The 20,348-nt window shown below is 59.7% G+C and carries 20 protein-coding genes and 1 pseudogene; 13 read left to right on the top strand and 8 right to left on the bottom strand.

What is annotated here, in order from left to right:
- Positions 1-143: 143 nt before the first annotated feature.
- The 3 genes from BLU48_RS09185 to BLU48_RS09175 all read left to right on the top strand — a co-directional run bounded on the left by BLU48_RS09185 (position 144) and on the right by BLU48_RS09175 (position 2,269).
- Entirely contained in the window at positions 144-467 is a 324-nt protein-coding gene (locus tag BLU48_RS09185) for a hypothetical protein (protein WP_057024085.1), read from the top strand.
- Positions 468-554: 87 nt separating this feature from the next.
- The gene (locus tag BLU48_RS09180) at positions 555-980 is read left to right on the top strand and encodes a DUF2231 domain-containing protein (protein ID WP_057012677.1); all 426 of its coding nucleotides are present in this window, start codon (positions 555-557) and stop codon (positions 978-980) included.
- Positions 977-2,269: a PQQ-dependent sugar dehydrogenase gene (locus tag BLU48_RS09175; RefSeq protein ID WP_057024086.1), complete on the top strand. Its 1,293-nt coding sequence runs from the start codon at positions 977-979 to the stop codon at positions 2,267-2,269. The genes BLU48_RS09180 and BLU48_RS09175 overlap by 4 nt, the downstream gene beginning before the upstream one ends.
- Before the next feature lie 30 nt (positions 2,270-2,299).
- On the opposite strand, the gene BLU48_RS09170 is transcribed toward BLU48_RS09175, so the two are convergent.
- Positions 2,300-3,208, bottom strand: a complete 909-nt coding sequence (locus tag BLU48_RS09170) for a LysR substrate-binding domain-containing protein (protein WP_057024087.1) — start codon at positions 3,206-3,208, stop codon at positions 2,300-2,302.
- Positions 3,209-3,300: 92 nt separating this feature from the next.
- Between BLU48_RS09170 and BLU48_RS09165 the strand changes: the two genes are divergently transcribed.
- Together BLU48_RS09165 and BLU48_RS09160 are read left to right on the top strand one after the other, a co-directional pair.
- On the top strand, positions 3,301-4,287 hold the full coding sequence (locus BLU48_RS09165; protein ID WP_057024088.1) for a DMT family transporter: 987 nt from the start codon (positions 3,301-3,303) through the stop codon (positions 4,285-4,287).
- Between the two features lie 58 nt (positions 4,288-4,345).
- A pseudogene (locus BLU48_RS09160) lies at positions 4,346-4,669 on the top strand (alpha/beta fold hydrolase); the annotation flags it as partial.
- Here the strand turns inward: BLU48_RS09160 and BLU48_RS09155 are convergent.
- A complete protein-coding gene (locus BLU48_RS09155; protein WP_057024089.1) occupies positions 4,656-6,059 on the bottom strand; it encodes an MFS transporter in 1,404 nt (467 codons plus the stop codon). The pseudogene BLU48_RS09160 and the gene BLU48_RS09155 sit on opposite strands and share 14 nt — an antisense overlap.
- Positions 6,060-6,202: 143 nt before the next feature.
- Positions 6,203-6,733, bottom strand: a complete 531-nt coding sequence (locus BLU48_RS09150; protein ID WP_057024090.1) for a GNAT family N-acetyltransferase — start codon at positions 6,731-6,733, stop codon at positions 6,203-6,205.
- Between the two features lie 384 nt (positions 6,734-7,117).
- On the opposite strand from BLU48_RS09150, the gene proP reads away from it, so the two are divergent.
- Together proP and BLU48_RS09140 are read left to right on the top strand one after the other, a co-directional pair.
- Positions 7,118-8,620: a glycine betaine/L-proline transporter ProP gene (gene proP, locus BLU48_RS09145; protein WP_043051797.1), complete on the top strand. Its 1,503-nt coding sequence runs from the start codon at positions 7,118-7,120 to the stop codon at positions 8,618-8,620.
- Between the two features lie 52 nt (positions 8,621-8,672).
- Positions 8,673-9,176, top strand: coding sequence for a GAF domain-containing protein (locus tag BLU48_RS09140; RefSeq protein ID WP_057024091.1), 504 nt, complete (start codon positions 8,673-8,675; stop codon positions 9,174-9,176).
- A gap of 186 nt (positions 9,177-9,362) precedes the next feature.
- On the opposite strand, the gene BLU48_RS09135 is transcribed toward BLU48_RS09140, so the two are convergent.
- Positions 9,363-9,716, bottom strand: a complete 354-nt coding sequence (locus BLU48_RS09135; protein ID WP_057024092.1) for a hypothetical protein — start codon at positions 9,714-9,716, stop codon at positions 9,363-9,365.
- A 514-nt stretch (positions 9,717-10,230) separates the two neighbouring features.
- Positions 10,231-11,004, bottom strand: coding sequence for an AraC family transcriptional regulator (locus BLU48_RS09130; protein WP_057024106.1), 774 nt, complete (start codon positions 11,002-11,004; stop codon positions 10,231-10,233).
- Between the two features lie 143 nt (positions 11,005-11,147).
- Between BLU48_RS09130 and BLU48_RS09125 the strand changes: the two genes are divergently transcribed.
- Positions 11,148-12,359 carry an MFS transporter gene (locus BLU48_RS09125; protein WP_057024093.1) on the top strand — a complete coding sequence of 404 codons (1,212 nt, stop codon included), beginning with the start codon at positions 11,148-11,150 and terminating at the stop codon, positions 12,357-12,359.
- Between the two features lie 417 nt (positions 12,360-12,776).
- Positions 12,777-13,901 carry an IS481 family transposase gene (locus tag BLU48_RS09115; protein ID WP_057025743.1) on the top strand — a complete coding sequence of 375 codons (1,125 nt, stop codon included), beginning with the start codon at positions 12,777-12,779 and terminating at the stop codon, positions 13,899-13,901.
- 229 nt (positions 13,902-14,130) lie between these two features.
- On the opposite strand, the gene BLU48_RS09110 is transcribed toward BLU48_RS09115, so the two are convergent.
- Entirely contained in the window at positions 14,131-14,445 is a 315-nt protein-coding gene (locus BLU48_RS09110) for a DUF2834 domain-containing protein (protein ID WP_057025302.1), read from the bottom strand.
- A 192-nt stretch (positions 14,446-14,637) separates the two neighbouring features.
- On the opposite strand from BLU48_RS09110, the gene BLU48_RS09105 reads away from it, so the two are divergent.
- On the top strand, positions 14,638-16,347 hold the full coding sequence (locus BLU48_RS09105; RefSeq protein WP_057025301.1) for an amidase: 1,710 nt from the start codon (positions 14,638-14,640) through the stop codon (positions 16,345-16,347).
- Between the two features lie 134 nt (positions 16,348-16,481).
- On the opposite strand, the gene BLU48_RS09100 is transcribed toward BLU48_RS09105, so the two are convergent.
- Positions 16,482-16,697 (bottom strand): DUF6434 domain-containing protein, encoded by a 216-nt coding sequence (locus BLU48_RS09100; protein WP_057025300.1) that lies wholly within the window; start codon positions 16,695-16,697, stop codon positions 16,482-16,484.
- Positions 16,698-16,854: 157 nt separating this feature from the next.
- Here BLU48_RS09100 and BLU48_RS09095 point away from each other — a divergent pair, with 157 nt between their 5' ends.
- Positions 16,855-17,286 carry a nuclear transport factor 2 family protein gene (locus BLU48_RS09095; protein WP_046068361.1) on the top strand — a complete coding sequence of 144 codons (432 nt, stop codon included), beginning with the start codon at positions 16,855-16,857 and terminating at the stop codon, positions 17,284-17,286.
- 7 nt (positions 17,287-17,293) lie between these two features.
- On the opposite strand, the gene BLU48_RS09090 is transcribed toward BLU48_RS09095, so the two are convergent.
- Positions 17,294-18,619, bottom strand: a complete 1,326-nt coding sequence (locus BLU48_RS09090) for an aminotransferase-like domain-containing protein (RefSeq protein ID WP_057025299.1) — start codon at positions 18,617-18,619, stop codon at positions 17,294-17,296.
- Between the two features lie 89 nt (positions 18,620-18,708).
- Between BLU48_RS09090 and BLU48_RS09085 the strand changes: the two genes are divergently transcribed.
- Complete coding sequence (locus tag BLU48_RS09085; RefSeq protein WP_057025298.1) at positions 18,709-19,599, top strand: DMT family transporter; 891 nt, start codon at positions 18,709-18,711, stop codon at positions 19,597-19,599.
- A gap of 51 nt (positions 19,600-19,650) precedes the next feature.
- On the top strand, positions 19,651-20,145 hold the full coding sequence (locus tag BLU48_RS09080; RefSeq protein ID WP_057025297.1) for a PaaI family thioesterase: 495 nt from the start codon (positions 19,651-19,653) through the stop codon (positions 20,143-20,145).
- The last annotated feature ends 203 nt before the right edge of the window (positions 20,146-20,348 follow it).

Genomic DNA, 20,348 nt, shown 5'->3' with positions numbered 1-20,348 from the left:
AAGCGAGGTCACCTATAAAGAGACGACAACGCAATGGAAGACCTTTATGAACCTTGCAATGACACTTTTCAGCCTGTTTGCCGGTTGGATGGCAATTGTAATGTCGATGCTGTGGGGCGTGCTGCGGGTGCTGCACCGGCATCATGCTTAGCACACCGGATGGCCGCTATTTTGTGGTCAAGGGGCAACTGTGGCGCTGTACCAATCCGGCCTTGGATGAGGCAACCCGGCTACATTGGGTCAATGCACTGATGGATGCACGCCGGGCGGTCAAGGCGGCCAAGGGCGCCGCTGACGCCCAGGCATTGAAAGCCGCTCGGCAGCAGGTGCAGCATGCCAAGGTCGCATTGGGCGAGCGTGGGCCGGCGTGGTGGCACGATGGCGCTCCGGATTACAACCGTTGCAAAGTCAGCAATACCCCTTATGCGGCATGGTTCGAAAAACATCTCGACACGACCTCTCAGTGAACTTTCTTACAAATGCCACGCTCCTTTCCTATGCGAAGTCAGGCGCCCTGACCCCAGGGTGCAGAACGATAAGGAGCCGCCACCCCCATGACTACCCTCCCCACTTACCCCGTCGTCAGACCTGGCCCATTGCATGGGACCTTGCTGGCAGGCACCGTGCCACTGTTCCTCGGGGCTTTGCTCAGTGATATCGCCTACGGCCAGACTTACCAGATCCAATGGGCCAACTTCGCCTCTTGGCTGATCGCCGGGGCGCTGGTGTTCTGCGGTCTCGCCCTGCTGTTTGCGCTGGTCAACCTGGTGCGTGCCGAGCACAAGGGCGGGCGCCCTGTGGCTTACTTCCTGCTGTTGCTGGGCACCTGGGTGCTTGGGCTGGTCAATGCGTTCCAGCATGCCAAGGACGCCTACGCCATGATGCCCACCGGCTTGATACTGTCAGCGATTGTCACGGTGCTGGCGATCATCGCGACCTGGATCGGCTTGACCAACCTGCGCTCAGGAGCTGCCCGATGAAACCACTCAATACACTGACCTTACTCAGCGCAGCCCTGCTGCTCAGTGCCTGTGGTGGCGAAGGCGACAAGACCCAGGCCCGCGGCCCTGACCCTAAACTGCCTGAACAACAAAGCAGCCTGTTGCCGAGCATGAAGATTGCGCAGCCCACCCCGTGGGGCGAGCAAAAGCCCAAGGTGCCCGAAGGCTACAGCGTGACCGCCATCGCCACCGACCTGGCGATCCCGCGCCAGACCCTGGTGCTGCCCAACGGTGACATCCTGGTGGCCGAAGGCCGTGGCGGCAGTGCGGCCAAGCTCAAGCCCAAGGATGTGATCGCCAGCGTGATCAAGGCCCAGGGCAATACCAAGGTCAAGGGCGGCAACCGCATTACCCTGCTGCGCGACGCCGACGGTGACGGCACCTATGAGCTCAAGACGGTGTTCGCCGATAACCTCAACGCGCCCTATGGGCTGGCGTTCGCCGACGGCAAACTCTATGTAGCCAACCAGGACGCACTGGTGCGCTTCGACTATGCCGACGGCCAGACCAAGGCCAGCGCCCCGCCGGTCAAAGTCACCGACCTGCCAGCGCAGATCAACCACCACTGGACCAAGTCATTGGCCGTGAGTGATGACGGACGCCAGCTGTATGTCGGGATTGGCTCTAACAGCAACATCACCGAGCGCGGCATGGAAGTGGAGATTGACCGCGCCATGGTCTGGCAGATCGACGCGGCTACCGGGGCCCACAGGCCCTACGCAACCGGCTTGCGCAACCCCACGGCGCTGACCATTCAACCTGGCTCCGGGCAACTGTGGACGGTGGTCAACGAACGCGATGAACTCGGCCCCGACCTGGTGCCGGACTACCTGACGTCGGTGCAGGAAGGCGCCTTCTACGGCTGGCCGTACAGCTACTGGGGCCAGAACGTCGACCCACGCGCGCAACCGCAGAACCCGGCCAAGGTGGCCGCGGCGATCAAGCCCGATTACAGCCTGGGCTCCCATGTGGCTGCATTGGGCGTGGATTTTTCCATCCCGGCCATGGGTGAAAAATTTGCCGCTGGCGTGTTTGTCGGCGAACACGGCAGCTGGAACCGCGACAATCCGGTGGGCTACAAGGTGATCTTCGTGCCGTTCAGCAATGGCAAGCCTGCTGGCGAACCCATCGACTTCGCCACCGGATTTCGCGGTGACGATGGCAAGACCCGTGGGCGCCCGGTGGGCGTGACGGTGGACCCCAAAGGTGCGCTGATCATTGCCGATGACTTGGCCAATACGGTTTGGCGAGTCACCCGTAACCGTTAATCGGATATGACAGGGGTGGCGACGCCCCTGTCAGCCGTCACTGTGCAATTGCGCTTGCAGCCACGCCAGCAGCGCTTCGACCCCGTCCCGACTGCCCGCCCCTTGCTGCCTGTAGACCGAAATTGCCTCAGGCAAAAATACGCTTTCAGCACAGGGCCGGACCAACGCCCCACTGTCAATCAGCCGGCTTGCGGTACGACGCCAGCCCATGGCGACACCGTGCCCTTCCACCGCGGCTTGCAACATCAGCGGGTAGCTGTCGAAGGTGGCGCTGCGCGCATCCCTGGCCAACACGTGGCCAAACACCAGAAGCCACTCATCCCATGCCATCAGGTGCGGGGGTTCGGAGCCATGGTGCAAAAATGTGCAGGGTTGTAATTCAGTCAGCGCTAACGGCTGTTCCGGACAAAGATAAGCGGGGCTGCACACGGGGAACACTTCGTCGGAGGCGGTGAACATCAGCCTATGGGCGCCACTGGCGCGCCGGGTACTTTGCAGGGCCACATCGAAATGGCCATCGAACTGGGTGATAGGCCGCGTGCAGGTCACTACCTGGATTTCAATCTGCGGGTATTGCTGGTGAAACGTCGACAAACGCGGCATCAGCCAATAAAACGCCTCGCACAACTGGCACAACAACACCACCCGGTTGCGTTGCGGGGAGGCGCGCAGGTTAGCCGCGCCATCACTGATGCTTCGCAACGCAAGGCTGACCACCCGCCCCAGCTCACGCCCCTCTTGCGTGAGGAACACCGCACGGTTGCGCCGGATGAACAGCTTCACCCCCAGGTTGTCTTCCAGCCCCCGAATTTGCCGGCTGACAGCCGCCTGGGTGATGTGCAGCTCATCGGCCGCCCTGGAGAAACTCTCCAGGCGCGCCGCCGCTTCAAACGGCAACAAACTGGCAAGGGGCGGTAGGGTTTTGCCGAGTAGGTTCATAATCTGAAGTTATGCATTCAAGACCGAGAACTCGTTTGTAGCACACCCATGTGGCTGGGCACCATGGATGCATTACTTCATGGATCAGCCTGATGAGCACTTCCCCAACCTCAGTTTCTATCGGCGTGATATTCGCGGTGGTCGCCACCCTCGGCTGGGCGCTGAATTTTATTGCGCCCTACGTCACCGGGGCTTACAGCCTCTACGACCTGATGGCCGTGCGCTTCTTGATAGCCGGTGGGCTCGGTGTCGTCTGGATGATCCTGTGCCGGGCGCAACTGCCTGTGCTAAGCCCAGGCCAGCGTGTGTTCGCGGCGGTACTGGGCGCATTGGGTTGCCTGGGCTATGGCGTCTGTATTGCCGCCGGCGTGATATTCGGCGGCCCGGTATTGACGCCAGCCTGTGTAGCAATGGTCCCGGTCTTACTGGCGCTGGTAGGCAACGCCAGCCATAAGACCCTGCGTTGGCGCCAGTTGGTGATGCCGCTGTCTTGCCTCACGGTGGGGCTGTTGCTGGCCAACATCAGCAGCCTGCACCAGCCCTCGCTGGGTGCTGGTTCCTGGCTGGCCGGGCTGTGCTTCTCGTTGGGTGCGGTGGCTTTATGGCTGGGGTTCAGCGTGATCAACCAAAAGCAGCTGGCGCGCTTGCCGGCCTGCGCGACCGGCCTGTGGACCGCCCTGATGCTGGTGGGTGCAGGCGTCGCGGCGCTGTGCCTGCTGCCCTGGATATACGCGCTAGGCTTATTGCAGTTGCCAACCCTTGGCGCTGGCTGGAGCCAGGCATGGCCGTTGTATGCCTGGAGCCTGGTGATCGCGGTGATGTCCACCGTCGTCGGCGCGTGGGCCTGGAACGCAGCGACGCGGCGCCTGCCCATGGTGCTGAGCGGTCAATTGATTGCCCTTGAATCCTTGTTCGCCACCCTGCTCGGCCTTTGGTTTCACCAGCGCTGGCCGACGCCCCTGGAAGTCGCGGGCCTGGCCGCCGTGCTGATTGGCGTGGTGATGGCGGTGCGTATCATCCTGGCGCAGGCAAAACCTGCGGCAACCCACCCAACCTTGGGGGAATTCCAACATGACTGACTCAAGTGACGCCCTGGCACTGCCCGAAACCTTTGATTTTCATGGCCACGCCGAGGTGCTGCACGCCTATGTCACGCCATGGACAGGCGAGAGTGGCCAGGCAGCCTTTTACCGTCAGATTGCACAAATGGATCAGCGTTATACCGACGCCATTGAAGTGCAGCTTGCCAGTATCCGCTGCCCGGTGCAGCTGCTCCGGGGTGAGGAGGATCAGTAGATCCCGGTGGCGCAAGGCGATGCACTGGCTGGCAGATTGGCTGGGGCACGCTACCTGCGTGTCCCCCATGCCGGGCATCTGGTGCAAGAAGATGCTCCAGAGTCCATAGTTGCCGCGCTGATGGCGTTTCTACACTTGCCCGCAGTGGTCACTAGAGATCAGTGATTTCCTTGTGGCGCGGCACCAATGCCTTCATCACGCTCCAGGCCACCAGATAGGCCAGGGCGCAGATGGCAAACATGATCATGTAGCCGGTGTGGATGTCGTTGATCGACTTGTAGTAGTCGAACACCCAGCCGCCGATCTTGGTCATGACTACACCGCCCAGGCCACCGGCCATGCCACCGATGCCGACCACCGAGGCCACGGTTTTCTGCGGGAACATGTCGGACACGGTGGTGAAGATATTGCACGACCATGCCTGGTGCGCCGAGGCGCCCACGCCGATGAGCAGCACTGGCACCCAGAAGCTCAGGTAGCCCAACGGCTGCGCCAGCAACACCACCAGCGGGAACAGCGCAATCACCAGCATGGCTTTCATGCGTCCGTCATAGGGTGCATCGCCACGCGCCATGAAATAGCTGGGGAACCAGCCGCCACCGATGCTGCCGACCATGGTCATGCTGTACAGCACCGCCAGCGGCATGACGATATCGGCGCCTTTCATGCCGTACTGTGCCGACAGGTAGGTGGGCAGCCAGAACAGAAAGAACCACCACACGCCATCGGTCATGAACTTGCCAAAGGCGAACGCCCAGGTCTGGCGGTAGGTCAGCAGCTTGAACCAGGAGATTTTCTTTGAGGTGGTGCCTGTAGGCGCTGGGGTGAAAGGTTGTACGGTCTGGTCGCTGCGGATATAGGCCAGTTCTTCGGCTGACAGGCGTTTTTGCTGTTCCGGTTTTTCGTATACCGCGGCCCATACCGCGACCCACAAGAACCCCAGCATGCCGATGACCATGAAGGCCGCTTCCCAGCCCCAAAGGCCGGCAAGCAGTGGCACGCAGATCGGTGCCAGGATCGCACCGACGTTGGCACCGGAGTTGAAAATGCCGGTGGCCAGTGAGCGTTCTTTCTTGGGGAAATATTCGGCAGTCGCCTTGATCGCAATGGGAAAGTTGCCTGCTTCGCCAATCGCCAATACAGCGCGGGACAGCATGAAACCGGCAATCGACACCGGGATCACCGCCAGGCCGATTGCCCCGCTGATCGCGGCGATGCCCTCGCCCATCGGCACCGAAAACGCATGCATGATCGCCCCGGTGGACCAGATCCCAATCGCCACTACATACGCGGCCTTGGTGCCGATCTTGTCGACGAAGCGCCCGGCAAACAGCATGGAGATGGCATAGACAAACTGGAACACCGCCGCGATGTTGGCGTAATCGGTGTTGCTCCAGCCAAATTGTGTCGAGAGTTGCGGTGCCAACAGGCTGAGCACCTGGCGGTCGAGGTAGTTGACCGTGGTGGCGAAAAACAGCATCGCGCAGATCGTCCAGCGATAGCTGCCGACTGCCTGGCCGACACGATGGGCACTGATGGGCTCGTTCAGATTCATGGCATCACTTTTTATTTTTGTTAGGTAGGACATATGTAACGTCATATGTCGTCGTACAACTGCGACTTTTATATCGGGACGCCCACGCAGTGTCAATCGGAAAGAGTGCCGCTTATCGAGGAGTTAGAGCGATATGAAAAAAGTCAGCTTTGTGCAGTTGTAGGATGACAAACCCGCATCACCAAGCTAGGTGCCTGGCCTGGCACGTCGTCCAACAGGCCGAAAGGTTGCATGCCGATCTTTTCCAGCACACGGATCGACGCAACATGGTCGGGTCGTACCAGGCCGAAGACTTCCGGCAGACCGAAGGTTTCAAACGCCAGCACCAACGCATCACGCCCCACCTCGGTGGCGTAGCCCTGCCCCCAGGCTTCGACGGCAAAGCGATAGCCGAGGTTGACGCGTCGTTGTGTCAGATAGTTGAGCTGCGCAATGCCGCCAAACCCGATGATGTGTCCGGGCGCTTCTTTGCGGGCAATCGCCCACCAGCCGTAGCCATGAGTGGCCCATTGTTCCATCCAATGGGCCAGCAAGCGCTGGGCCGCCGCGAGATCCGGCATGGGCCCGGCCGGGTTGAACAAATTGGTCTGCGGGTCGCCGAAGATCTCGAGCAATCGCTGAACATCAGCGGGCTGCGGTTGGCGGTAGATGAGGCGTGAATGGCGGTTTGGCATACAAATGGCGTTCCTGTTTGCGGCATAGGCCTGCGAGCCGAGTTTAGCCAATATCGCCATCGTCGCCGCAGTCAGTTAAGCGAACGAAATGCTCAAAACAGCGACGACCCAATGTGGGAGGGGGCTTGCCCTCGATAGCGGTGTGCCAGACGCCTATTTGTTAACTGACCCACCGCCATCGGGGGCAAGCCCCCTCCCACATTTAAATTTGGTTAAGCCGTGGATTCGCACGCCGGCGCGAGGGCACTGATAACGATATTTTCGCAAACGCGAGAAAAAGTACCCGACGGGGTGAATTATTTCGTGTCCTCTTGTATCTGAACTGACAGAGTGGTGCCATCGTAGCGATGGCACCTCCCCTGTTCAGCTTTAAGAGTGGCCCGCATGAAATTACGGAAAAAACGCGTCAAACCCATCGGATTGAAAGACATCACCATTGTCGACGACAGCAAGATGCGCAAAGCAATCACTGCTGCCGCACTGGGCAATGCCATGGAATGGTTCGACTTTGGTGTGTATGGCTTTGTCGCCTACGTGCTGGGCAAGGTATTCTTCCCCGACGCGTCTCCCAGCGTGCAAATGATCGCTGCACTGGGCACCTTCTCCGTGCCCTTCCTGATTCGCCCACTGGGTGGCCTGTTCTTTGGCGCTCTGGGCGATAAGTATGGGCGGCAAAAAGTCCTCGCCGCCACCATCGTGATCATGTCCTTGAGCACCTTCGCCATTGGCTTGATTCCCGGCTATGCCTCCATCGGCATCTGGGCGCCGATTTTGCTGCTGTTGTGCAAAATGGCCCAAGGCTTCTCGGTGGGTGGCGAGTACACCGGCGCGTCGATCTTCGTCGCCGAGTACGCTCCGGACCGCAAGCGCGGTTTCCTCGGCAGTTGGCTGGACTTTGGTTCGATTGCCGGTTTCGTGCTTGGCGCTGGTGTGGTGGTATTGATCTCCACCGTGCTCGGCGAAGCGGAATTCGAATCCTGGGGCTGGCGCCTGCCGTTCTTCCTCGCCCTGCCCCTGGGCATGATCGGCCTGTACCTGCGCCATGCGCTGGAAGAGACCCCGGCGTTCCAGCAACACGTCGACAAGCTCGAACAGGGCGACCGCGAAGGCCTGACCCACGGCCCTCGAGTGTCGTTCAAGGAGATCGCCACCAAGCACTGGCGCAGCCTGTTGACCTGCATCGGTATCGTCGCGGCCACCAACGTGACCTACTACATGCTGCTCACCTACATGCCGAGCTACCTGTCCCACAACCTGCACTACGCCGAAAACAGCGGCGTGTTGATCATCATCGCAATCATGGTCGGCATGTTGTTCGTGCAGCCGTTCATTGGCTTTGTCAGCGACAAAATCGGCCGCAAGCCGTTCATCATCGCCGGCAGCATTGGCCTGCTGTTCCTGTCGATCCCGGCGTTCATGCTGATCACCAGCGGCAAGACCGGGCTGATTTTCAGCGGCCTGTTGATCCTGGCCATTGTCCTGAACTTCTTTATCGGCGTGATGGCCTCCACCTTACCGGCGATGTTCCCTACTCACCTGCGCTACAGCGCCCTGGCCAGTGCATTCAACGTCTCGGTGCTGATCGCCGGCGTCACGCCAACCGTCGTCGCCTGGCTGGTGGAAAGCACCAACGACCTGTACATGCCCGCCTACTACCTGATGGTGTTCGCCGTAGTCGGCCTGGTCACTGGCCTGACCATGAAGGAAACCGCCAACAAGCCCCTACGCGGTGCGGCCCCTGCGGCGTCCGACATGGCAGAAGCCAAGGAGCTGCTGCAGGAACATCACGACAATATCGAGCAGAAAATCGAAGACATCGATGCCGAGATTGCCGCGCTGCAAGCCAAGCGTGAAAACCTGGTGCAGCAGCATCCACGGATTAACTAAGACCTGACTGTGCATGGCCGCTGCGAGCGGCCATGCCACTGGAGTGTTCAGCATGATTCCAAGCGTCACTGCACAATCGTTACTCAGCGCAGATGAACGCGCTGCTATCGCCGAAATCGAAGCCACAACCAACATTCTCAAGCTGGTCACACGCTTGACCGGCATGAGATTCGCCGGCATCGCCAAATTTACCGACCTGGAATGGGTGGTGTGTTCGGCCTACGACCCTCTGCAAATGGGCATCAACGTCGACGACGTGCTCGACCTGGAAACCACCCTGTGCAGTGAGTTCTGCATCGACCCTCAAGTCTTGTTCATCCCGCAGATCAGCCAGAACGGCCGCTTTGCGGCGCGCCCGGTGGTCAAGCAATACGCCATCGAAAGCTATGCCGGCGCGCCGATCTTTCTGCCCGATGGGCGTCTGTTTGGAGCGCTATGTGCGCTGGATTCGCGGGCGATGCTGTTCGACGACCCCAATCTGCCCGAGACCCTGAGCCTGTTTGCGCGGCTTATCGGCTGCATTTTCTATGCTAACTTGAACCCGGCAGATCAGTAACGCCCCATTGGCTTCGTAACAATCAGCTCACCGGTTTTGCAGAACATCAGCCTGACTGAGTCTCAACGCTTGGCCTATGGTTTTTTGAAAAGAAAAGGCTGCAAGAAAAATGTCGCTCAGCAGCCTCTTTGCAATCGAGATCAAACGAATTCGACAAGCCATTCAACCGGTGGAATTCAAAAGCTATTACTCGCGTTTATTTTCACTGGTCGCTTCGATATGGTACTGCGCACCAGGGGGACTGAACGTCAAATCCATCGCCTCATCCCTACCTAAAACTTTAGTCTCTGCCCCCCTGATGTTGAGCTCAAAACCACTCAAGTTCAAAATCGTTACCTTCTGGGCCTCTTTCAGATCAACGAAACACCCCTTCATCACCAAGTATTGCCCATTGGGCCCATGCTCTACTTCACGCCAGATGGAATAATCTACCGTCCGGCCTGAAAATGTCACAAGTTTCACAACATTTCCCAAATCCTCATAAAAAAGCTCCAAAGCTTCAGAGGTATTGAAAGTGAATTTCAGGTTTATTATAGACATAAAAAATCTCCTTTCATTCTTTACTTTCACTTACAGCAAAAAACCATGAATAGATAATATTTAATCGATCTTTCTCTTTTTGATCAAAAGCTTTGCAACCTGACAAATGCGAGTCCGTCGGGGCTGCCATTCTTCAAGGACCTTAAGCACACAGGGGCATTCGCCGATAGCGTACAAGTCAACATTACAGACTGCGGATCAACCAAGTTGAATAACAGCTCTATAAGCAGATTTAATCTGCGTACTATCAAGCACAAACTTTAAACATTAATGACATCAGGAAATCGTGTCGCCGTGATTGAAGTATCTTTTTTATGATGCTTACCCAAATATTGCATTTCGACTTTCTCATTGATCGTCAAATCTTTTTACGCATACCCTTAGCTAACAGCTGCACTTCATGCGAAATATCGGCTATCCAAAGTTTATGCATATCCTTAGTATTTGGCACCTGTCAACATTCACAGTTCTCTAGACATTTTTGGAATAATGGAGATGCAATTTCAGGTTAGCGCTACCTGAAAAACTGACTCGGCGTGCGCCCAAACTGCTTCTTGAACATACTGGTAAACGCACTCGGGCTTTCATACCCCAGTTCAAACGCCACATCGATAATCTTCTCCCCCACCGCAATGCGCTCCAGCGCCAGCAGCAGCCGCGCCTGCTGGCGCCATTGGCCGAAGGTCATGCCGGTTTCCTTGCGGAACAGGCGCTGGATGGTGGTTTGGTCCAGCCCCAGGCGCGCACTCCAGTGCGCGACGGTGGAGGCATCTCCCGGTTCGTTCTGCAACACCAGGCAGATCTGGCTCAGGCGCGGGTCGACAGGCTGTGGCAGGGACAGTGGCAAGGCGGGTAGGTTGGCCAGCTCGTCGAGGATCAGGTGCATGATCCGGGCATCGCGTGAGTCCTCGGCATAGGGCGGTTTCAGGCTGACCGAGGCCTTGATCAGCTCGCTCAACAATGGGGAAACCGTCACCGTTTTCGGCTCGGCCGGCAGGTTCGGGAAGCTGTCCGGGCGCACGAACACACTGCGCATCTTCAACGTGCCTACGCAGCGCAATGAGTGAACTTGACCACAGGGCATCCAAAAGCCACGATTGGGCGGTACCGTCCATTGCCGCAGGGCCGAATACACCACCATGACGCCACCGATGGCGTACAGCAGTTGATGTTTGTTGTGGCTGTGCTCAGGGATCACCCAGTTTTCCGGATAATCGGTAGCCGAGCTGATGACAGCCCAGTCGCCCTCATCGATATCCCGAAGAAATTTATCCAGTGATCTGATCATTTTGCCCTTTTTGCGATGGTTTCCGCCCGAATTGCGCGAGACAGGCTTTTCCTTCGAATCTAGCATAGCTTTCGAAACAATTAGAAATGGTTGCCAGCTAAGTCCTGTCTGCCCCTGTTTGCTGCCTTGTATGGAATGCCCGCATGTCGAGTCTCACCGCGACACCCGCCGCTGCCACAACCACGCCCCAGATAAGCCCCCTGGTGATGCGCGTCCTCGGCGCCTGCGCCCTGGCGCATATGATCAATGACCTGATCCAGGCCGTGCTGCCGTCGGTCTACCCGATGCTCAAGGCCAACTACGGCTTGAGCTTCACCCAGGTCGGCCTGATCACCCTGACCTTCCAGTTGACCGCCTCCTTGCTGCAACCCTGGATCGGCTATCACACCGACCGTCATCCCAAGCCTTGGCTGCTGCCAGCGGGCATGGTGTGCACCTTGGTCGGTATTTTGATGCTGGCGTTTGTCGGCAGCTTCCCGGCGATTCTGCTCGCGGCGGGGTTGGTGGGCGTTGGCTCGTCGACCTTCCACCCAGAAACCTCCCGCGTCGCCCGCCTGGCCTCCGGTGGCCGCTATGGCCTGGCGCAATCGACCTTCCAGGTCGGCGGCAACACCGGCAGCGCCTTCGGCCCGTTGCTGGCGGCGGCCATCATCATTCCCTACGGCCAAAGCCATATCGCCTGGTTCGGCCTGTTCGCGGTGTTCGCGATCCTGGTGCTGTACGGCCTGAGTCGCTGGTACCGCCACCACCTCAACCTGTTCAAGCTCAAGCAAGGCAGCCAGGCAACCCATGGCCTGTCCAAGGGCCGCGTGACCTTTGCCCTGGTGGTCCTGGCCGTGCTGGTGTTCTCCAAATACTGGTACATGACCAGCCTGACCAGCTACTTCACCTTCTACCTGATTGAGAAGTTCCAGCTGTCGGTTTCCAGCTCGCAGATGTACCTGTTCCTGTTCCTCGGCGCCGTGGCAGTCGGCACCTTCGCCGGTGGCCCGATCGGCGACAAGATCGGCCGCAAGAAAGTCATCTGGTTCTCGATCCTCGGCGCCGCGCCGTTCACCCTCGCCCTGCCCTACGTCGACCTGTTCTGGACCGCCGTACTCAGCGTGGTCATCGGCTTCATCATCGCTTCGGCGTTCTCGGCCATCGTGGTATTTGCCCAGGAGCTGGTGCCAGGCAATGTGGGCATGATCGCCGGGATATTCTTCGGCCTGATGTTCGGTTTCAGCGGGATCGGTGCGGCGCTGCTCGGCATGCTCGCCGACCATCATGGCATCGAGTACGTCTACAAATTGTGCTCTTTCCTGCCGTTGGTGGGCATCCTGACAATATTGCTGCCGTCGACCAAGGGGGTTTGATTGCTGGGTGCACCCAATCCAAATGTGGGAGAGGGCTTGCCCCCGAAGAGCATGGGTATCTACACAACTTTTCAGCAGTCAACGGTAACCACGATGCGCATCGAGCCGCTCTTGATCTTGATCTGCTTTTGATCTTAGGCGCCCCGTTAAACCACGCTGGCCGAACGCAGGCTTGAAGCCGTGGGGTAACCCGGCAGGACGCCGGGTTAGCCGTCCTGGGCCAGGGATGGCCCATGACGGCGGCCCACGGATTCAAACCGGAGTGAGGGCACACCGAGCCTGGGCGAGGTGCCGAGTGGTGGGGCAAGAGCCTTTTGCTTACTTTTGGGCTTTTTGTACGGACCGGACACATGGTTGACGGGTGTGCGGGGACATGGTGGACACTTTGCGGCGAACTAACTTCGCCGGGAAGCCATCATGCCTTGGACTACGAGAGACACCATGAGCCTGAAAGAAGAGTTCGTTGCCTTAGCACGGCAACCCGGCAGCAACAAACGTGAGCTGTGTCGACGATTCGGTATCAGCCCACAAACAGCGTACAAGTGGCTCAAACGCTACGAGGCGCTGGGTCAGCCTGGTCTGCAAGAGAAATCCCGCAGACCAGCGAGCAGTCCCAAACTGACCCAGACGGCCTTGGAAGCACAAGTCATCACACTTAGACAGGCCCATCCAGCATGGGGCGGACGCACAATTAGTAGCCTGTTGGAAAAGCGCATCGCCCCCAGCACCGTCACCAATATCTTGCACCGGCATGACCTGATTCAACCGTCTCTGAAGGAGCATTCGGCGACGCTGCGATTTGAACACGACGCGCCTAATGATCTTTGGCAGATGGATTTCAAAGGGCATTTCGCACTGCAGCAAGGTCGATGCCACCCCCTGACTCTGTTGGACGACCACTCCCGGTTCAGCCTAGCCATTGAGGCCTGTGATAACGAACGGGGAGCCACGGTGAAGGAGAAGATGATTGAGGTTTTCCAGCGCTATGGCTTGCCGGTTCGGATCAACGTTGATAACGGTGCTCCCTGGGGCTCGCCACGCAATCCAGGTGAGGTTTCAGAGTTGAGTATCTGGCTGATTCGCCTGGGAATCCGGATCAGCTTCAGCCGTCCTCGCCACCCTCAAACCAATGGAAAGATCGAACGTTTCCACCGCTCGCTCAAAGCAGAAGTACTTGATGGACGGTACTTTTCCACACTGATGGACGCTCAATCGGCTTTTGATCAATGGCGTGAGGTTTATAACCTGCAGCGCCCTCATCAGGCGCTGGGCTACAAGGTGCCGATGGACCGCTATCGGAGTAGCCCCTGGGCATATCCACAGCAACTGTCGGACTTTGAATATGGCCCAGATGATGTATTGGCAAAGGTTTATGACAGTCGATTTCGCTTTCAGAAACGCTACTTCAGCATCGCCAAAGGCCTGCGTGGGCAACACATAGCAATACGCCCTAACGCTGAAAGAGATGGCTTGTTTGACGTCTATTTCTGCCATCAATTTCTACGGACCTTCGACGTAAACAACCCTGACTACGGGGCATAATGTGTCCACTATGTCCCCGCACAGGTGTCAACCATGTGTCCGGTCCGTACAGGCTTTTCAAAAGTGAGCCGCTGTAAGAGCGGAACCATAAGGGGCCGTTGCCCAAATAACGGATATGTACTCGATCAAAGCCCAACATCCTGGTCGGCTGTCAGGCCGCCATCGGGGGCAAGCCCCCTCCCACATAATACGTCCCCACCACAGGGTCATAACGAACCACCACATCAGCTCAGTTACGTGCTCGACGGGAAAACCCATTGACCACGATGTAAAGCAGCGGCCCCACCGACACAAACACCGCCGTCAACAAAAAGTACGGCAACACCGACGCCAGCGACCGCCCTCGCCCACGCGCATCGCGGTACATCCACACACACGCCAGCACCGCCATCAAATACAGGTCGATCACCACCTGCGCCGTATCGGGCCGCGACATCAGTTCCCGTCCAAACGCCAACAGCGATTGCTCGGCCGTGAGCATCGTCCCCACCGTGTAGAGGGTAAATCCCAGCAAGGCAGCCAGGGCGATATAGGGTCTGTGCATGGTCTCTTCCTTGAAGTGCAATGGTCGTCATCGCGGCCACATTAGCGACAAAGCTCTACCGCTCGCAATCGCGTTGACGTGTTCATCTGGCCGATCATGCACGCCGCCTACCCAGTGCATGCCACGCTGGTTTTGTGAAATATCTGTACGTAGACTGCCGCCATACCCCCACTTGAAGGCGGCGAAAAAAACCTGATGCAAGTTACTGAAGTCTCCATTGCCCAATTGCGCGCTGCGCTGGAAGCCGGTCAGACCACGGCAGTTGAACTGGTCCAGGCCTACCTGGCGCGGATCGATGCCTACGATGGCCCGCACACCGCCACCGCATTGAATGCCGTGGTGGTACGCAACCCCGACGCCCTCAAGGAAGCCGAAGCCTCTGACGCGCGCCGTGCCAAGGGCCAGACCCTGGGGCCGCTGGATGGCATCCCCTACACCGCCAAGGACAGTTACCTGGTCAAGGGCCTGACCGCTGCATCCGGCAGTCCCGCGTTTGCCAAGCTGGTTGCCCAGCGTGACGCCTTCACCATTGAACGCCTGCGTGCGGGCGGCGCCATCTGCCTGGGCAAAACCAATATGCCGCCGATGGCCAATGGCGGCATGCAGCGTGGCGTGTATGGCCGTGCCGAAAGCCCCTATAACGCCGACTACCTCACCGCGCCGTTTGCCTCCGGCTCCTCCAACGGTGCCGGCACAGCCACTGCCGCCAGCTTTGCGGCGTTTGGCCTGGCTGAAGAAACCTGGTCGAGCGGTCGCGGTCCGGCCTCCAACAATGGCCTGTGTGCCTACACGCCTTCCCGTGGCGTGATTTCGGTACGCGGCAATTGGCCGTTGACCCCGACTATGGACGTCGTGGTGCCCTATGCGCGCACCATGGCTGACCTGCTCGAAGTGCTCGATGTGGTGGTGGCCGAAGACCCCGACAAGCGTGGCGACCTGTGGCGCCTGCAGCCCTGGGTGCCGATCCCCAGCGTCACGTCGGTGCGCCCGGCGTCGTACGCCGCCCTGGCGGCCGGCAGCGCAAGCCTGGCCGGCAAACGCTTTGGCGTGCCGCGCATGTACATCAATGCCGACCCTGAAGCCGGCACCAGCGAAAAACCCGGGATCGGCGGGCCGACCGGGCAAAGGATCCATACCCGTGCCACGGTGATCGAGTTGTGGCAAGCCGCGCGCCAGGCCCTGGAAGCTGCCGGGGCCGAAGTGATCGAGGTGGACTTCCCGCTGGTATCCAACTGCGAAGGCGACCGTCCCGGCGCGCCGACGGTGTTCACCCGTGGCCTGGTGTCCAAGGAGTTTCTCCACGATGAGTTGTGGGAGCTGTCCGCGTGGGCGTTCGACGACTTCCTGCGCGCTAACGGCGACCCGAGCCTGAATCGCCTGGCCGACGTGGATGGGCCGAAGATCTTCCCCCACGACCCTGGCACCCTGCCCAACCGCGAAGACGACCTGGCCGCCGGCATGGACGAATACGTGCGCATGGCCCAACGCGGCATCACTCCATGGGACCAGATCGGCACCCTGCCCGATGGCCTGCGTGGCCTTGAGCAAACCCGGCGTATCGACCTGGAAGACTGGATGGACAACCTCGGCCTCGACGCCGTGCTGTTCCCGACCGTGGCCGATGTGGGCCCGGCGGATGCCGATGTGAACGAAGCGTCTGCCGACATCGCCTGGAGCAACGGCGTCTGGGTAGCCAACGGCAACCTCGCGATTCGCCACCTGGGCGTGCCCACCGTCACCGTGCCGATGGGCGTGATGGCGGATATCGGCATGCCGGTGGGGCTGACGTTTGCCGGGCGTGCCTATGACGATTCGGCGCTGCTGCGCTTTGCCTCGGCGTTCGAAGCCACCGGCAGTAAACGGATGATCCCGCCGCGTACGCCACCATTGGCAGCCAGCTAAACGCAATTCAACTGTGGGAGGGGGCTTGCTCCCGATAGCGGCAGTTCAGTCAGCACATCGGGTACTGACACACCGCTATCGGGAGCAAGCCCCCTCCCACATTTTGAGCGTATTTTCACATCAAGCACCCTGGCTCAGGAGCGCGGAGCCTCGCGACGCCGCCACTCGTCCACTACATCGCCCATAGTCTTGGGGTCGCCATTGCGTATCCACGCCATGAATGGACGGTTGAACTTGAATGTCGGGCCGCACTGTTCAAGCATGAAGCGGCGGACGTTCTGTGTGTTTTTGTAGTTCGCAGTCACGGGTGTAGCGCGGGTGAGACGGTCGCTGTGCCAGTCAAAATCCATTTTGCACCTTGGCTTATGGAGGGGGGTTTACCCACCCTAACCTCTAATCACTTCACACCGCTGCAAAATTTCACTTTCCTTCCACGCCGAAACTATTGCATGGTTGTACGACGACATACCTCGTCGTATCCACCCCAACAAAAACAAGGAAACACCCATGCCCAAGCTCAAAGTGCTGATCGGTTTTCTGTGCCTGTTCTGCGGCTATGTCGCCGCCGCGCCTGCTACCGCAGAAAAGGATGTGGCCCAGGCAGTCGATCAATTGACCCAAGCCATGCTGCACCTGGACCTCAAACAGCTTCACGCATTGACGTCCGACAAGCTCACCTACGGCCACTCCAGCGGCAAGGTGCAGAACAAGGCGCAATTCATCGCCGACCTGGAAACACACACCAGCGCCTTCAAAACCCTGGAAATGCAGAACCAGACCATCACTCTCAATGGCGATACCGCCCTGGTGCGCAACCACTTCCATGCCCTGGCGGTGAACAGCGGTGTGGACACGCCAACCGATATCGATAACTTCCAGGTCTGGCAGAAGCAACATGGAAAATGGCTGCTGATCGGGCGCCAGGCTTACAAATACTGAGGACTGCTCACCACGCCACCACCTTGCGCACCTTCATCAGGGCTTCACGCAACTGCGCCATTGTCACCGAGCCCAGGGCCAGGCGCAGTGCGTGGGGCACCTGGGCCGAGACCGCGAAAGGCTCGGCGGTGGAGACGCAAACGCCGTCGCGCTGCAAGGTCATGGCGACTTGATCGGCGCGCGCATCCTCCGCCAGTGGCAACCACAAAAAATACGATGACGGATGGGTGATATACCTCACCCCCGCCAGCACCTGCGCCGCCAACACCTGGCGGGCCTGGGCATCCTTGCGCTTTTGCGCTTCCAGTTGCGCCACCGTACCGTCTTCGAGCCAGGCCACCGCAATCGCACTCATCACCCCCGGTACGTTCCAGGTGGTGGCCATGATCACGCGTTCCAACGTGTTCACCCAAGCCGACGGCGCAGCGATAAAACCCACGCGCAAACCGGTGGCGACGCTCTTGGACAACCCGCCGATATACACCGTGCGCTCCGGGGCCAGCGTCGCCAACGGCGCGGGCGCTTCGTCGGCGAGAAACGCATAGGCGCCATCTTCGATGATCATCACGTTGTGCTGCCGGGCAATCGCCACCAAGCGCTCGCGCTGTTCCAGGCTCAGCACCCAGCCCAGCGGGTTATGCAGGGTCGGCATGCTGTACACCGCACGTACCGGGCGCCTGCGACACAGGTTGTGCAGGTGGTCCAGGTCCGGGCCGCTGGCCGTGACCGGGATGGCGACGATTTCCAGGTGCAGGGTTTCAGCCAGCACCTTGAAGCCTGAGTAGGTCAGCGCATCCACCGCGATCACATCCCCAGGCTTGAGCAACGCCATCAGGGTCACCGCCAGACCATGCTGGGCGCCGCTGACCACCAGTACTTGCTCGGCATCCACCGTCAGCCCTCGGTTCAACAAGTGTCGCGCCACAGCGGCGCGCTCATGCACACGCCCGGCATGGGGCTGGTAACGCAGCAGCGCCTCCAGGTCGCCGGACAGCGCCAGTTGACGCAACGCCGTGCGCAACAGTTCGGCCTGGCCCGGCAAGGACGGGTAGTTGAAGTTCAGATCCAGCAGGCCCGCCGCCACCGTCATCTGCCCACTGCCCTGCCCCGGCGGCAACGCAATCTCGCGCACGAAGGTGCCGCGCCCGGTCTCGCCACTGACCAGGCCCATGGCTTCCAACTCGCTGTACACCCGGCTGGCAGTGACCAGCGCCAAGCCATGCTCGGCGGCCAATTGCCGATGGGTGGGCAGGCGCGTACCGGGTGGCATCTGGCCGCTGCGAATGGCCTCGGCGAAGGTATCGACCAGCGACTTGTAGCGGGCACGGGGCATAGGGCTGTATCCATGACAATTTTTTGATTGCCCTAATCTTCGACCCTAGGATAGCCGACACGCAACCTCCCTTTTTTGGACAGGCCCTCATGGAACGTACCTCCCCCCTCGGCACCCTGGACAGCAGTACCCAGGGCTGGATCAACGGTTTTATCGGCGTGGTGATTTTCAGCGGCTCGCTGCCGGCCACGCGCCTGGCGGTGATGGAATTCGACCCGGTATTCCTGACCATGATCCGCGCGACCCTCGCCGCCTTGCTGGGCATAGGCCTGTTGTGGCTGTTCAAGGAGAAACGCCCTGCCCGCCAGCAATGGGCACCGCTGATCATCGTCGCCCTCGGCGTAGTGATCGGCTTCCCACTGCTGACTGCCCTGGCCCTGCAATACGTGACCTCGGCCCACTCCATCGTCTTCATCGGCCTGCTGCCACTGGCCACGGCGGTGTTCGGCGTGCTGCGCGGCGGTGAGCGGCCCAGGCCGGTGTTCTGGTTGTTTTCGACCCTGGGTAGCCTGTTGGTGATGGGTTATGCCTTGGCCCAAGGCTTGAGCGCCGCTCCTGCGGGCGACTTATTGATGCTGTTGGCAGTGCTGGTATGCGGCCTGGGTTATGCCGAAGGCGCCAAACTGTCGCGCAGCCTCGGCGGCTGGCAGGTGATCTGCTGGGCGTTGGCGGTGTCGCTGCCGGTGGTGGTGCCACTGAGCCTGCTGCTGGCGCCTTCGTCCTTCCACGGCATCAGCCTGCCGGCGTGGCTGAGCCTGGGGTACGTGTCACTGTTCAGCATGTTGATCGGCTTTGTGTTCTGGTATCGCGGCCTGGCCCAGGGCGGTATTGCTGCAGTCGGCCAGTTGCAGTTGCTGCAGCCGTTCTTCGGCCTGGCGCTGGCGGCGGGCCTGCTGCACGAACAGGTCAGCCTGGACATGGTGCTGGTGACGGTGGCAGTGATCGGCTGCGTGGCCGGGGCGAAGAAGTTTGCTCGCTGACGCGCAGCCTGCTAAACAGAGGCGTCGCCCCAATAACAACAAGGACTCTACATGCACAGCGCATCTCTGCAGGACACGACCGCGCCTGAAGGCATCTGCTACGGCTGCGGCAGCAGCAACCCCCACGGCCTGCACATCAAGAGCCGCTGGGCCGACGATGGCGTGCACGTCATCGCCGAGCATCAGCCCGAGGCTAAATACAGCGGCTGGCCGGACTTGGTCTACGGTGGCCTGATCGCCATGCTGGTGGACTGCCATTCCAACTGGACCGCCATGGCCTACCACTACCGTGCCGAGCAACGTGAACCCGGCAGCCTGCCACGCATTGACTGCGTCACCGGTAACCTCGGTATCAAGTTCATCAAGCCCACCCCCATGGGTGTGCCCCTGACCCTGCGTGCGCGGGTCGAAGGCGAGGTCGGACGCAAAAGCCGCGTAGTCTGCGAGGTGTATGCCGGCGACGTACTCACCGCCATCGGTGACTCGGTGTTCGTGCGCGTCGACACCGGCCAACTGGCCGCGGCCGCCCATGGTCGCGAGGTGTGATCCAGGACTGAGTTGATCAGAAATGCCCTACTTGCTTTTGCTGCGGGCACAGCCATGATCTGACACCCTGCATTGAAGAGCATTTAGAGATGACATGTGAGATTTGTCTGGGGCTCAATGAGCAATTTTCCGAGGGTCATAACCTGACCTGGCTGAACTTCGGCCTCCAGATCACCAGCGTGCCTTACGCCGAGATCAGCCTG

It is taken from the genome of Pseudomonas synxantha, from assembly GCF_900105675.1.
Classification (GTDB): Bacteria; Pseudomonadota; Gammaproteobacteria; order Pseudomonadales; family Pseudomonadaceae; genus Aquipseudomonas; species Aquipseudomonas synxantha.
The sequence above is the reverse complement of the archived record's forward strand: the minus strand, read 5'-3'. Positions and strand labels throughout refer to the sequence as shown.